13 protein-coding genes and 1 pseudogene are annotated in these 12,032 nt (G+C 65.4%); 5 read left to right on the forward strand and 9 right to left on the reverse strand.

The features are described from left to right. Positions 1-7: 7 nt before the first annotated feature. Positions 8-907 carry a LysR family transcriptional regulator gene (locus ACJ7Z0_RS01010; protein ID WP_434788262.1) on the forward strand — a complete coding sequence of 300 codons (900 nt, stop codon included), beginning with the start codon at positions 8-10 and terminating at the stop codon, positions 905-907. Between the two features lie 16 nt (positions 908-923). Here ACJ7Z0_RS01010 and ACJ7Z0_RS01015 read toward each other — a convergent pair whose 3' ends face one another. From ACJ7Z0_RS01015 to ACJ7Z0_RS01035, 5 genes and pseudogenes are all read right to left on the reverse strand, one after another. Continuing rightward, positions 924-2,159 (reverse strand): dienelactone hydrolase family protein, encoded by a 1,236-nt coding sequence (locus ACJ7Z0_RS01015; protein ID WP_434788263.1) that lies wholly within the window; start codon positions 2,157-2,159, stop codon positions 924-926. A gap of 42 nt (positions 2,160-2,201) precedes the next feature. Further along, positions 2,202-2,726, reverse strand: coding sequence for a flavin reductase family protein (locus ACJ7Z0_RS01020; RefSeq protein ID WP_434788748.1), 525 nt, complete (start codon positions 2,724-2,726; stop codon positions 2,202-2,204). After that, positions 2,700-3,935: pseudogene (locus tag ACJ7Z0_RS01025) on the reverse strand (styrene monooxygenase/indole monooxygenase family protein); the annotation flags it as partial. The gene ACJ7Z0_RS01020 and the pseudogene ACJ7Z0_RS01025, both read right to left, overlap by 27 nt. Before the next feature lie 14 nt (positions 3,936-3,949). Then, complete coding sequence (locus ACJ7Z0_RS01030; RefSeq protein ID WP_434788264.1) at positions 3,950-5,188, reverse strand: styrene monooxygenase/indole monooxygenase family protein; 1,239 nt, start codon at positions 5,186-5,188, stop codon at positions 3,950-3,952. A gap of 28 nt (positions 5,189-5,216) precedes the next feature. Further along, complete coding sequence (locus tag ACJ7Z0_RS01035; protein ID WP_434788265.1) at positions 5,217-6,008, reverse strand: SDR family oxidoreductase; 792 nt, start codon at positions 6,006-6,008, stop codon at positions 5,217-5,219. Between the two features lie 178 nt (positions 6,009-6,186). Between ACJ7Z0_RS01035 and ACJ7Z0_RS01040 the strand changes: the two genes are divergently transcribed. Genes ACJ7Z0_RS01040 through ACJ7Z0_RS01050 form a run of 3 tightly spaced genes read left to right on the forward strand, consistent with a single transcriptional unit; the run spans position 6,187 to position 8,134 of the window. Next, positions 6,187-7,188: an AraC family transcriptional regulator gene (locus ACJ7Z0_RS01040; RefSeq protein WP_434788266.1), complete on the forward strand. Its 1,002-nt coding sequence runs from the start codon at positions 6,187-6,189 to the stop codon at positions 7,186-7,188. A gap of 50 nt (positions 7,189-7,238) precedes the next feature. Then, positions 7,239-7,730 carry a helix-turn-helix transcriptional regulator gene (locus ACJ7Z0_RS01045; protein WP_434788267.1) on the forward strand — a complete coding sequence of 164 codons (492 nt, stop codon included), beginning with the start codon at positions 7,239-7,241 and terminating at the stop codon, positions 7,728-7,730. After that, complete coding sequence (locus ACJ7Z0_RS01050; RefSeq protein WP_434788268.1) at positions 7,727-8,134, forward strand: VOC family protein; 408 nt, start codon at positions 7,727-7,729, stop codon at positions 8,132-8,134. The genes ACJ7Z0_RS01045 and ACJ7Z0_RS01050 overlap by 4 nt, the downstream gene beginning before the upstream one ends. Positions 8,135-8,138: 4 nt before the next feature. Here ACJ7Z0_RS01050 and ACJ7Z0_RS01055 read toward each other — a convergent pair whose 3' ends face one another. Then, positions 8,139-8,435 (reverse strand): hypothetical protein, encoded by a 297-nt coding sequence (locus ACJ7Z0_RS01055; RefSeq protein ID WP_434788269.1) that lies wholly within the window; start codon positions 8,433-8,435, stop codon positions 8,139-8,141. 850 nt (positions 8,436-9,285) lie between these two features. Here ACJ7Z0_RS01055 and ACJ7Z0_RS01060 point away from each other — a divergent pair. Beyond that, a complete protein-coding gene (locus ACJ7Z0_RS01060; protein ID WP_434788270.1) occupies positions 9,286-10,278 on the forward strand; it encodes a hypothetical protein in 993 nt (330 codons plus the stop codon). Positions 10,279-10,411: 133 nt separating this feature from the next. Here the strand turns inward: ACJ7Z0_RS01060 and pyrF are convergent, their stop codons facing one another. The 3 genes from pyrF to ACJ7Z0_RS01075 all read right to left on the reverse strand — a co-directional run bounded on the left by pyrF (position 10,412) and on the right by ACJ7Z0_RS01075 (position 12,011). Beyond that, positions 10,412-11,119, reverse strand: coding sequence for an orotidine-5'-phosphate decarboxylase (gene pyrF, locus ACJ7Z0_RS01065; RefSeq protein ID WP_434788271.1), 708 nt, complete (start codon positions 11,117-11,119; stop codon positions 10,412-10,414). Between the two features lie 81 nt (positions 11,120-11,200). Then, positions 11,201-11,521 (reverse strand): low molecular weight protein tyrosine phosphatase family protein, encoded by a 321-nt coding sequence (locus tag ACJ7Z0_RS01070; protein ID WP_431121623.1) that lies wholly within the window; start codon positions 11,519-11,521, stop codon positions 11,201-11,203. 85 nt (positions 11,522-11,606) lie between these two features. Further along, positions 11,607-12,011: a RidA family protein gene (locus ACJ7Z0_RS01075; RefSeq protein ID WP_434788272.1), complete on the reverse strand. Its 405-nt coding sequence runs from the start codon at positions 12,009-12,011 to the stop codon at positions 11,607-11,609. Between the last annotated feature and the right edge of the window lie 21 nt (positions 12,012-12,032).

Consider the following 12,032-nt stretch of genomic DNA (forward strand, 5'->3'; position numbering starts at 1 on the left):
CTAGCGTATGGCAGCACCAGACTTCAGAACGCTCCGCTACTTCGTGGCTGTCGCCGAGGAACGCAGCGTCGGAAAGGCGGCGCGCCGGCTCAACATGGCCCAGCCGCCGCTGTCGGTTCACATCAAGAATCTGGAGTCGGCTGTGGGCACGCCGCTGTTTCGCAGGGCGGCGCGTGGCATGGAAATTACCGACGCCGGCCATGCGCTCTTCCAGCGCGCGAAGGAAGCACTGCTGCTTGCCAATGAAGGATTCGACGCCGCGCGGGCCATCGGGTCGGGCAGCAGGGGCCGGCTCACGGTCGGCACCATGGTCGTGCTTTCGTACCTGGTGCTGCCGCGCCTGGAGAACGCGCTTCGCGCGAAGCTGCCGGACGTGGAGATTCAGTACGTGGAGCTCAATGCCGCCAACAACGTCTCGGCCATCACCGATTCGCAAGTGTCCGTGGCCATCTGCATTCCGCCCATCGCCCACGCAGGCATTGCGGTCGAGCGCATCGGCACCCAGCCTTTGATGCTGGCCGTGCGTGCGGATTCGCCCTTGGCCCGAATGGCCAGCATTCCACTGGCGCGACTGTCAGGCATGCCCCTCATCGGGCTCCCCGTGCCCGATGGCGACGTCGACAAATCCATCATCGCTTCGATGCTCAGGCGGCACGATGTGAGCATGCCGATCGCGCAGCGCGTGGCGACCATGGTGTCGGCGTTGGCGCTCGTGCTGGCGGGCAGGGGCGTGGCCATCTTGCCCGCCTGCGCGCGTATCGGCCGGCCGCCGGGCGTGGTGTTCAGGCCTTTGCGCAACGTCGACGCAAAGATGGACATCGCCGTGTGCTGGCGCAGCGATTGGCAGAGCCCCTTGATCGAGCCGTTTCTGGCGTGCGCGCGCGCGTCCCTGCGCCAGGCGGCTTAGCCGATCGGGGGTTCTCTCATCGCTGCAGCAAGCCGTTCGATGGCAGCGTCTCGTCCAGCAGCTTGCGCGCCGTCTCGACGCCGGCCACCGGCAGCAGTTTCGGATCGAGCAGGCCCACCTGCACCAGCACGCTGGCCTGGTCCCAGTAGATATGCTCGTGGTAGAGCTTGTCGCCGCGGAACTTGACCACCGCCAGCAGCGGAATTTCCACCCGCTTTCCGGTCGGAGGAACGCCCGGCAGCATCCACGGGATTTCCGTGGTGTGCGTGAAGCAGAACAGCATCTCGTCGACCACTTGTGTGGCGCCCACGGTGCGCGAGACCGGCACCAGGGAGGTATCGGGTGGATTGCTGTTGACGAAGTGGTTCGTGTAGAAGTGGTGCAGCGCCTTGTAGCCCACGCCGCCGGTCATGGTCGGAATGTGGTTGACGTAGGGTTCAGGCACCATCGTTTGCATGGTGTCGTCGACATTGCGCGTGCCGAACTCGTATTCGCAGTGCTTGTCCCATAGCGCGGCCAGGTCGTGGTGCGGGCCGATGGCCGACTTGAGCGCGGCAATGCTGCGCTCGTGGGCCATGAGCGCCGAAGGGCGGTGGTAGTGCTCGCCGCCCGTGCGTGCAAAGGCGTGGTCGACACCCGGGTACACCTGCACCTCGACGTTCGGCCGGCCGCGCAGCGTCTGCACGATGCGGTCGCGCGCTTCGGGCGGGCAGAAGCCGTCGAGCTCGGCCGCATGCAGGGCGAGCCGGCAGCGGATGTTGTCGGCCTCGTCCAGCGCCGCATCGATGCCCACGCCGTAGTAGCCGACGGCGACGTCCGCATCGGTGCGGCACGCCGCCAGGTAGGCCAGCTTGCCGCCCAGGCAGAAACCGAGCACGCCGACCTTGGCGTCCTGAACTTCGGGTCGCAGGCGCAGCGTGTGGATGGAGGCCTGGATGTCTTCCATGCCACGGGCCTCGTCGAAGCCCTGATACAGCGCGAATGCGCGCTGCCAGTCGTCCGGCGAATAGCCAAGCTCGACGTCGGGCTGCTGGCGCCAGAACAGGTCGGGCACCAGCACGACGTAGCCTTCCTCGGCGTAGTAGTCGGCCACCTCGCGCATCGTTGCGTTCACGCCGAAGATCTCCTGCGCGAGCACCAGGCCCGGGCCGCTGCCCGAGCGCGGCACGGCAAGGTAGCCGCTGAAACTGCCGCTGCCGTCGGTGGCCTGGATGCGGATTCGGGTCGTGGCGCCGGGTGCTTTTTCCTGCATGTGAGTGCTCCGTTCAAGGGTTGGATGGTGCGGGCCATGCGTTCATTGCACGCATTCCGGGTGTCGCGTCGTCACCTGGTAGTAGCCCGAATGAAAAACCAGCGGCTCGCCGTCGAAGCGGTCGTAGCGCTCGACTTCACCGATGAAGATGAGGTGGTCGCCGCCATCGTACTGCTTCACGTTGCGGCAGATGAACCGGGCGATGACGCCATCCAGCAGCGGCACGCCGGCCGCGCCATCGCAGCAATCCACCCCGCCGAACTTGTCCGCCTGCGGGGTCGAGAACTGCCGCGACAGATGATGCTGGTGCGCCGCCAGCACGTTGATCGCGAAATGGCTGGCGCCGGTGAAGTCCGCCACGCTCGGCGCCTGCCGGGCCAGGCTCCACAGCACCAGCGGCGGGTCCAGCGAGACCGACGAAAACGAATTGGCGGTCATGCCCACGCGGCGGCCGTCGATCGCCCGGGTGGTGATGACGGTCACGCCGGTGGTGAACTGCCCGAGCGCCTTGCGGAAGTCGCGCCGGTCGAAGCGGTCGCAGGCCGCTTCGCGCGCCCGGGTTTCCAGGAAGCGGTCTGCTTCGGCGGCATCGAACCACCAGGGCGCGAAGACGCGCGGGTCGTCGAAGCCGTTGGCGATGGTGCTCGCCACCGCCGGCACGTGGGTGGCGCTCTGCAGCAGCTTCTGCATGTGCGGCTTCGGGGGCGCGAGCAGGCTGTGGGTCCAACAGGTGGCCCAGCGGGCATAGCCTTCCCAGTAGCGGTCGAAGGTCTCCTGCATCCACGCCGCATCGAACGGTGCATCGCCGTGTTCGAGGATCCGTTTCAGGTAGATGTCGGCGCACTTGGCCGCGTTGTTGGCGCCCTGGCCGGTGATCGGATCGTTGAGCACCACGGCATCCGCCAGGCCCAGCACCTTGCGTCCCGAGGGCAGTGTGGCCACGGGCTTGCGCACCGTCGGAGCGAAGCGGCCGACGAGGATGCCGTTGTCGTCGGTCAGCTCGATGTCCGTGCAGCGCTCTGCTTCCCAGGGCAGGAAGGTGTCGAGAATCCGCTTGCTGCGCGCGAGATGCTCCTGCGGCGTCTTCACGTCCGCCCAGCAATCCATCGGGCCGCCCGGCACACCCTCGAACACCATGATCTCGCAGGGGCCCGTGGTGGTCAGCGCCGGGAACACGAAGTATTCGCCCACGCCGGGGATCAGGTTGAAGCACACGCGCGCATGGGGCAGTGCGGGCTTCATTCCCTTCACATAGGTGAGTGCCAATGCACGCTGGGGCTGATCGAATGGCGAGCGCTCGGCGTCGCGCTCGAACAGTTGCGAAATCTCGCCCTTGCCACTGGCGACGACCACGAGGTCATGCGCCGCCGCGCAGGCTTCCAGCGCGTCGAGCCCGACGTCCTGCAGCACCAGCCGGCCGCCGCGCTTCTCGAACTCGGCCATCCAGGCGGGTATCTTGAGCCGCTGGTCGACCGACTGCGCGGGCCCGTCGAGCCTTGCGCTCCACTCGATGGACTTGCCGCCTTCCAGGTTGCGCACCGCGATGCCGATGCCTTCCACGGCGGGGCATTCGTCCGCCCACCAGTCCAGTTCCAGTTCGCGCTCGGTCTGCAGTGCCGTCTCGAACATGCACTGGCTGGACATCACCGGTCCTTCGAAGATCTCTTTCGCCGTGCGGTTCGAAAAAATCGTCACCTCGTACCCCGCGCGCTGCAGGCCGAGCGCGAGCTGCATGCCGGACTGTCCGGCGCCGACGATGGCCACGCGTTGCGTCATGGGTTCACTCCCGGCTACGCGACGGCCGCGCAGGTTTCGATGTAGCGGTCCGCTTCCGCGGGATCCGCAAACCACGGAAAGAAGGTGCGCGGATCGTCGAAGCCGTTGGCGAAGGCGCTGGCCAGCGGCGGCATGGCGCCGGCGCTGCCGAGCAGCTTGAGCACATGGGGCGGTGGCGGCGCCAGCAGCATGTTGGTCCATTGCATGACCCATTGCGCATAGCCGAACCAGTAGCGGTCGAAGGTCTGCTGCATCCACGCCGCATCAGCCGTGCCATTGCCGCGCGCGAGGATGCTCTTCAGATAGGTATCGGCGCATTTGGCCGCGTTGTTGGAGCCCTGGCCGGTGATCGGATCGTTGAGCACCACCACGTCGGCCAGGCCCAGCACGCGGCGCCCCGAGGGCAGCGTGGCCACCGGCTTGCGCACCGTCGGCGCGAAGCGGCCCGCGAGAATGCCGTTGTCGTCGGTCAGCTCGATGTTCCCGCAACGCGCGGCTTCCCATGGCGTGAAAGTGTCGAGAATCCGCTTGCTGCTTGCGAGATGCTCCTGCGGCGTCTTCACGTCCGCCCAGCAATCCATCGGGCCGCCCGGCACACCCTCGAACACCATGATCTCGCAGGGGCCCGTGGTGGTCAGCGCCGGGAACACGAAGTATTCGCCCACGCCCGGAATGAGGTTGAAAGACACCGCGGAGAAAGGCTCGCGCGGCGTCATTCCCTTCACATAGGTCAGCGCCAATGCGCGCTGCGGCTTGTCGAAGCTCGACTTGTGGGCGTCGCGCTCGAAGAGCTTGGAGATCTCGCCCTTGCCGCTGGCAACCAGCGTGAGATCGTGGCTTTGGGTGCAGGCTTCGAGTTCGTCGATGCCCGCGTCCTTGAAGACGAGCTCGCCGCCCTTCTTCTGGAACAGGTCCATCCAGGCCGGGATCTTCACGCGCTGGTCGACCGACTGCGCGCTCGAATTCAACCGCGCGACCCAGTCAATGGCCTTGGCGCCCTTTTGCTCGGGATGGGGAACGGCCAGCCCGATGCCATCCACGGTGGGACAGTCCTGCGCCCAGAGGTCCAGGCCCAGGTCACGCTCGATCTGCAGCGAGGTGTGGAACATGCACTGGCTCGACATGACCTTGCCGTGGCGGATGTCCTCGCCCGTGCGGTTGCTGAACATCGTGACCTCGTAGCCTGCTGCGAGCAGACCGAGACCCAGTTGCAGGCCCGACTGGCCCGCGCCGACGATGGCGATTCGCTTCATTGCTTGCTCCTTGATGCTCCGTTCGGAGCTAGTCCATCAACTTGGGAATGGCGGGCACGGCCTGCTCGGGGCCCATGGCGGCATAGCCGCCGTCCACCGCGTAATCGGAACCGGTCACGAAGCTGGCATGGTCCGAACACAGGAACAGCACCACCTGCGCCACTTCGTCCGGATCGCCGACGCGCCCGAGCAGATGAAAGGGCGCGGCCACGCGGTCGGTCTTGGCGCGGTCGCCGCCGCTGAGCCGGTCCATCACGGCCGACCATGTCCAGCCTGGCGACACGCTGTTCACGCGGATGCGGTCCGGCGCCAGGTCCATCGCCATGTTGCGGGTGAGCTGCGCCATGGCGGCCTTGCTCACCGGATAGAGCCAGCGCCCGGTCTGCGCCACGCGCGACGAGATGCTCGTGAAGTTGACCACCGCCCCGCCGCCTGTCGCCACCATGTGCGGGTGCACAGCCTGCAGCATGGCCACCGCGCTTGCCACGTTCACGTTGAACGAAGCGAGCCAGTCGGCGCGCGGCGACTTGAAGCCGTCGTCCAAGTAGGAGCACGCCAGGTTGATGAGAAAGTGCACACCGCCGTGCCGCGCGGCCGCTGCCGCCACGCAAGCCCGCACCTGCGCGTCGTCGGTAATGTCGGTGCGCGCGAAGTGCACGCCGGTGCCGAGCGAATCCGCCAGCGCCTGGCCGTTGTCGGCATCGATGTCGGCAATGACGACCTTCACGCCGGCCGCATGCATCGCGCGCACCACACCGGCGCCTATCAGCGTGGAGCCACCGGTGACGATGGCGCTCTTGCCTTCGAGTCCCTTGAACATGACGCTTGCTCTCCTCGGTTGATCGGGCAGGCCGGGTTGGCCTGTGGAGCGAACGTTATGAGCGAGCAGGCCCTTGGCGAATCCCGCAAACGCAAGCCGTGTCCCTGGCGCGCAGGTTTTATCGAGGGCGGGTCCGAATTGTGGGCGGGGATGGTTTTTGCTAGGGTGCCTTGGTCCCATGGAAACCGCCACGACCCCACCGCTGCCGCTGCAGCGCTACCGGCTTTTCGAGAGCCACGACATGGACGAGGCCCGCGAAAGCGTGGCGCGCGTGTTTTGTCCGCACGGGCTGGTCATGCTGCGGCCTCGCACCGAGCTCGATGCCTGCCATCACAGCGCGCGCCTTCATCGGGACGTGAGCCTCAACTATGTGCAGTACGGCCCCGGCGTGCAGATCGACCCCGGCTACCTGCAGGATTTCTTCCTGTTGCAGATTCCGTTGCGCGGCGGCGCCGAGATCCGCTGCGGCGCGCAGCATGTGGAAGCCACGCCTCGCCTTGCCTCGCTGCCATCACCGACCGAGCCGCTGTCGATGCGCTGGGCCGACGACAGCCCGCACCTGATCGTGCAGCTGTCGCGCTCCGCGCTGCTCTCCCGGCTCGAAGCCTTGCTCCAGGCGCCCGTCAGGCAGCCGCTGGTGTTCGACCTTGGCGTGCCGCTTGACAACCCCGCCCTCGCGCCCATGGTGCACTTCATCGACTATCTGCGGCTCACGCTCGACGCCGGCACCGCACTGCAGGCCGGCAGCTGCCTGGCCGAGCATGCCGAGGAGTACCTGATGGCCAGCCTCTTGATGTCGGCGGGGCACAACCATTCGCGTGCCCTGGCCGGCGACGCGCAGCGCAGCCTGCTGCCGCGCGTGGTCCGCAGGGCACAGGAATACATGGCGGCGCATGTCGAGCAACCCTTGTCGCTGGCCGACGTGTGCCGCGAAGTCGGCTGCAGCGCGCGTGCGCTGCAACTGGCGTTTCGCCAGCATGCGGGCCTCGGCCCGATGGAATTCCTGCGCGAACTGCGCCTCGACAAGGTGCGCGCCGAGCTGCGGGTGCCGGGCCATGGCGGCGTGCGCGACGTTGCGCAAAAATATGGTTTTCTACACATGGGCCACTTTGCGGCGCAGTACCGAACCCGCTTCGGCGAGCGACCCTCGGAAACTCGAGCGCTGCGAGCCTTCTTCTGACGCATGGCCGTTGCAGGTCTGATTGAAAACACGTGCTCGCGCGTGCCCGCATGAGCGCAAGCCCCACCACCCAAGACCCCGACCTGCTGCGCCGCTTGCTGCGTGCCAAGGACCGGATGGACGCCGCATCGCACGAGGAGTGGCCCGTCGGACGACTGGCGCAGGTGAGCGGCGTGTCTGAAGCCCACTTCGCACGGTCGTTCAAGCAGGCCTTCGGCATTCCCCCGCACCGCTACCTGCTCACGCGGCGCATCGAGCGCGCAATGGCGCTGCTGCGCGACACCGACCTGCCCATCACCGACATTGCCTTCGACACCGGCTGGGCGAGCCTGGGCACCTTCGGGCGCACCTTTCGCGACATCACCGGCGACAGCCCGAGCGCGGTCCGCTCGCGCGGGATGCAGGCGGCGCAAGAGATCGGCCGCGTGCCCGTCTGCATCGCCAACGCCGCGCGCAGGCCCGACCTCACGACCGCAGTTTCGGAGAAGCGGCGCCTGGCGGCAGACGGTACAAACGAGCCCCAACAACAGGAGAGTCCATGAAAGAGGGTATTGAAGTCGTCGGTTTGTACGTGCGCGATCAAGACGAGGCGCTGGCGTTTTATGTGGAGAAGCTTGGTTTTCGCGTCCACACGGACGTGAAGAACGGCGACTATCGCTGGCTCACGGTGCAGCACCCGGAGCAGCCGTCGTTCCAGCTCGGCCTGGTCACGCCCGGGCCGCCGGTGCTCGATGCGGCGACGGCGCAGGCGTTGCGTGCCCTCGTGGCCAAAGGCGCGATGCCGCCGCTCGTGCTGACGGTGGCCGACTGCCGTGCCGCCTATGGCCGCATGCTTGCCGCGGGGGTGGAGTTCACGCAGGAGCCGGTGGACCGCTTCGGTACCGTGGACGCGGGCTTTCGCGACCCGTCGGGGAATGGCTGGAAGATGATTCAGGGACGGGGCTGAAAGATCACCGCACCGGAACGTGCACGTCCCATTTTTGCGCGGGGCTCACGGTCCGGGTGCATTCCACCGCGATGACGCGGCGGCTGCGTTTCAGTGGTTTGCTTTCGGCACTGGTGTCGAACCACCAGATCTCATGCCACCGTGCCTTCAGGGCGACGGCACATCGAGGAACGAGAACTTTCAGATTCGGTTCCAGCGCCTGCCATTCGCTCTGGGGGTTTCTTGCGTTCTCCTGTGCAACGAATTTGCGGGCTTCCTCCCGTATCTCGTACAGGCCATGCACCGCGTCGTTGGAACGCATGTCCTCGATGCCCGTCGATGAAAAGCAGTGTGTCGCCCAAATGAGCAGCCACAAGGGCAGGAGGTTGTGATGGATGTGCATGCAGGCGGTCGCGCAGAGGTGTCGGATAACGGATCGCTGCTGCGATCACAAGTGTCGACTGTCAGAAGGATTGAGTCCCGCGTCCCTTGGAGTCAAATACTTACGCGCCGATCAATCACTGTGAATCGCCCCGGATTTTGTGGAGGCCGGTTGGTCTAAGTCATGCCGCCGCCATGGCGGCCTGACTGGCGAGTTGCCGGTAGCACGTCCAGCGCTATTCGGTCACCAGCACGCCCGACAACAATCTCGTCGGGCGTGATCCGAAGGACTGGCAGTTCCAGTGAACCCGATGCGCGATTACCGGCGCATCGATCCGGGCGACGCATCTTGTCGTTTTTTCACGGCCGCGCGGCGACGATTTGCGTGGTTCGGTTCTTGCGGCATTTATACAATTACACACAATATGCCAAAAATGTCACAGATTTCAAGAAAAATGAGTGAGGTGTCCATTGACCGATCGTCGCCGGTTCCGTCGATCCTCCGCCACTGGAGTCGCGCGCGGCTCATCGCGATCGGCCTGCTGAGCACATGGGTCGCGGCTTGTGGCGGTGGGTCGTCGGGCCCTTCGACAGCAGCGCTCGTTGCAGGCACAACCGCACCCGCACCCGCACCCGCACCCGCACCCGCACCTGCACCTGCACCTGCACCTGCACCTGCACCTGCACCTGCACCTGCGCCCGCACCTGCGCCCGCACCTTCGATCACTACAGCCCTCGGCAAGCCCGGCCGGCTCCTCGTGGGCCTCGGCGCGGCCAATACTTTTGCGGACATGAAGGCCCAGCAGATCGCTCCGGACATCATCGATACCTATCTCGTGGCGGTCACGGGTTTCAACTCTGGCGGCGGTAACGCATGGCCTCAATGGCAATACAACTATCCGGACGGTGGCGTCGTGACGAAATTCTCCGCCGACGTCGCGGCCATGGGCGCCGTGCCGATGTTCACCCTGTTCCAGATGCCTTCCCTGCGGGGTGGCGACGTCACCGTCATCAACGACGCGCCGTTCATGGCCGCCTACTGGGCGCAAGTCAAGTTGATGTACCAGAAGATCGGCGAGACCGGCCTCCCCACCCTGGTCAACCTCGAGCCTGACTTCTGGGGCTTCGCAGAGGGCAGTGCCCCCGGCGGCGACCCGGCGAAGTTGCCGGCGCGCGTGAGCACGGTGCCGGAATGCGCCAGCCAACCGAATACGGCCGTCGGCGTCGTCGGTTGCCTGTTGACGCTCGGACGGACGTACGCGCCCAAGGCGAGGATGGGCTTCCCCCCGTCGTTGTGGGCGGGGGATGCAAACGCCACCGGCAGCTTCATGGCAAAACTCGGTGCAGACAAGGCCGACTTCATCGTGGCGCAGACGAGCGATCGCGATGCAGGTTGCTTTGAAGACCCGAACCCCGTGCCAAATTGTGCGAATCGTGGTCCCGGCCCGTTCTACCTGGACGAGAACAACGTCACCACACCGAATTTCAACCAGGGCATCAACGATTGGAGCATCGTGCGGAGCCACCTGGGCGGCCTGCCGATCCTGTACTGGCAGACCCCCATGGGCGTGCCGTCGACGACCCCCGGCGGAACTCCGAAGCACTATAGGGACAACCACGTCCAGTACATGCTGACGCATCCAACGCAGTACACGGGCAACGGCACATTCGCGATCGTCTTCAGTCCCGGGGACGCCACGTCGGCGGACATCACGACCGATGGCGGGCAGTTCGCGCGCCTGTCCCGCGCCTACCTGGCGAACCCGGCTCCGTTTCCCCGCTGAGCTCAACGGGAGAACAAGGAACCGCCGAGCGCGGTTGTTGGTCGCATTCTGCCGCGCCCGAGGCCAGCGCTGCGCGGCTTGGCGGCGCAGTTCCAAGCTCAGTGAAAGAAATTCCATTCCCAATGAAACACGATCACAAGGAGACGGCCCCATCCACCTGCGTCTGGATGACACTAAACGCCTCGGACGGGTTCGGCGAGCGAGAGATGGAACGTCCGATGACGATGTGACTCGCTCCCCAACGTATCGCGTCGAACGGCGTAGCCACTCTTGCCTGGTCATTCTTCGCATCGGTTTGCAGCTGCGTGCCTGGGGTAACGATGAGCATTTCAGGCGGAAGGAGGTCGCGAAGCAGCCGGGCCTCCTGGGCTGATGCGACCACGCCATGGCAGTCGGCCGCAGCGGCCAGCTTGGCCAGTCGTACGACTTGCTCCGGGACCGTCGTGTCCAAGCCCAGTTCCCTGAGGTCTTCATCTCGCAAGCTCGTGATCACCGTCAGCGCCAGCACGTTCAACTTGGGGTATGCGCGAGCAGCTTCCACCGCGGCACGCAGCACGGCAGAGCCTCCGGATGCGTGAACGGTGACCATCGACGCTCCCAAAGCACCGGCCACCTGTACTGCAGCGGCGACCGACGTGGGTATCTCATGGAGCTTCAGGTCGAGAAAGACTTCCTTGCCACCCGAGATCAGCTTTTGCACCACGGCCGGGCCCGCCGCAGTCAACAGTTGAAGACCGACCTTGTAGAACCGCGCCGATGGTCCGAGCCGCTCCACCAGTTCGAATGCCCCACTGGCCGAGTCGAAGTCGAGAGACACGATGATGTTGTTCTTCTGTGTCATTGCAGTGCAAAGTGAAAGGGTCGTTCGGATGATCGGTGCTGGCTGCATCCGGCCGTTCGACAGCGCGTCGCTCTTGCTTCTCTAACGAAGATGTTGACCGACCTTCTGCTGAAGTAGCGCCACAAGCTCGGGCTGCATGAACTCATAGCGATCAGGAACGTCCAGGCACACGATCTTTTTTCCTTGCAGCGATGCCGTAAACCGCTGCTTGAGCTTTGCCCGGTGCTGCTTTTCCATCACGAAGATCAGGTCGGCCCATTCGACCTGTTCGGCGCTCAGTACGCAGTCCGCGTCGGGTGCGAGGCCAGCGGAATCCGTCTCGATGCCGGGCCCTGCGAACACGCTCTCGGCGGTGGGGCTGCGAAGCCTGTTCCTGCTGCAGATAAAGAGCACGCGGCGCATCGGTGGTGTCCGGATGGGATGGTAGGGCCGGATTCTGGCAGACGCCCGACGGAGGCTGCTCGTCAGCGTCCGCTCGCTGGCCAGCTCAGTCCACCCGGGTCTCGGGAAGCTTCGCAATCACCTTGATCTCGAAGTCGAAGCCGTAGAGCCACGTCACGCCGACGCCGGTCAGCGTCGGGTGCGGCGCGTTGCCCCAATACTCGGGCACCAGCTTCCAGATTCTCTCGAACTTCGATTCGGGATCGACGATGAAGATGGTCACGTCGATCACGTCGTCGAAGGTGCAGCCTGCGGCCGCAAGCACTGCGTTCAGATTGCCGAATGCGAGCCGGACCTGTGCTTCCAGGTCGGGCTCGGGCGAGCCGTCTTCGCGGCTGCCGACCTGGCCCGAAACGAACAGGAAGCCGTTGGAACGAATAGCGGGCGAATAGCGGTTCTTTTCATAGAGCGCCTGGCGCCCGGGCGGAAAAGCGACGTCACGTGTGGTCATGGATGTGCCTTCTTCATTGAA

Source organism: Variovorax palleresanus, assembly GCF_051144945.1.
GTDB classification, from domain to species: domain Bacteria; phylum Pseudomonadota; class Gammaproteobacteria; order Burkholderiales; family Burkholderiaceae_C; genus Variovorax; species Variovorax paradoxus_S.

Bases quoted from the DNA above. Each gene is read 5' to 3' on its own strand.
- ACJ7Z0_RS01045 (WP_434788267.1), top strand. From the start codon at position 7,239: ATGAGCGCAAGCCCCACCACCCAAGACCCCGACCTGCTGCGCCGCTTG.
- ACJ7Z0_RS01040 (WP_434788266.1), top strand. From the start codon at position 6,187: ATGGAAACCGCCACGACCCCACCGCTGCCGCTGCAGCGCTACCGGCTT.
- ACJ7Z0_RS01050 (WP_434788268.1), top strand. From the start codon at position 7,727: ATGAAAGAGGGTATTGAAGTCGTCGGTTTGTACGTGCGCGATCAAGAC.
- ACJ7Z0_RS01070 (WP_431121623.1), bottom strand. From the start codon at position 11,521: ATGCGCCGCGTGCTCTTTATCTGCAGCAGGAACAGGCTTCGCAGCCCC.
- ACJ7Z0_RS01055 (WP_434788269.1), bottom strand. From the start codon at position 8,435: ATGCGTTCCAACGACGCGGTGCATGGCCTGTACGAGATACGGGAGGAA.
- ACJ7Z0_RS01035 (WP_434788265.1), bottom strand. From the start codon at position 6,008: ATGTTCAAGGGACTCGAAGGCAAGAGCGCCATCGTCACCGGTGGCTCC.
- ACJ7Z0_RS01060 (WP_434788270.1), top strand. From the start codon at position 9,286: ATGAAGGCCCAGCAGATCGCTCCGGACATCATCGATACCTATCTCGTG.
- ACJ7Z0_RS01010 (WP_434788262.1), top strand. From the start codon at position 8: ATGGCAGCACCAGACTTCAGAACGCTCCGCTACTTCGTGGCTGTCGCC.
- pyrF (WP_434788271.1), bottom strand. From the start codon at position 11,119: ATGACACAGAAGAACAACATCATCGTGTCTCTCGACTTCGACTCGGCC.
- ACJ7Z0_RS01015 (WP_434788263.1), bottom strand. From the start codon at position 2,159: ATGCAGGAAAAAGCACCCGGCGCCACGACCCGAATCCGCATCCAGGCC.
- ACJ7Z0_RS01030 (WP_434788264.1), bottom strand. From the start codon at position 5,188: ATGAAGCGAATCGCCATCGTCGGCGCGGGCCAGTCGGGCCTGCAACTG.
- ACJ7Z0_RS01075 (WP_434788272.1), bottom strand. From the start codon at position 12,011: ATGACCACACGTGACGTCGCTTTTCCGCCCGGGCGCCAGGCGCTCTAT.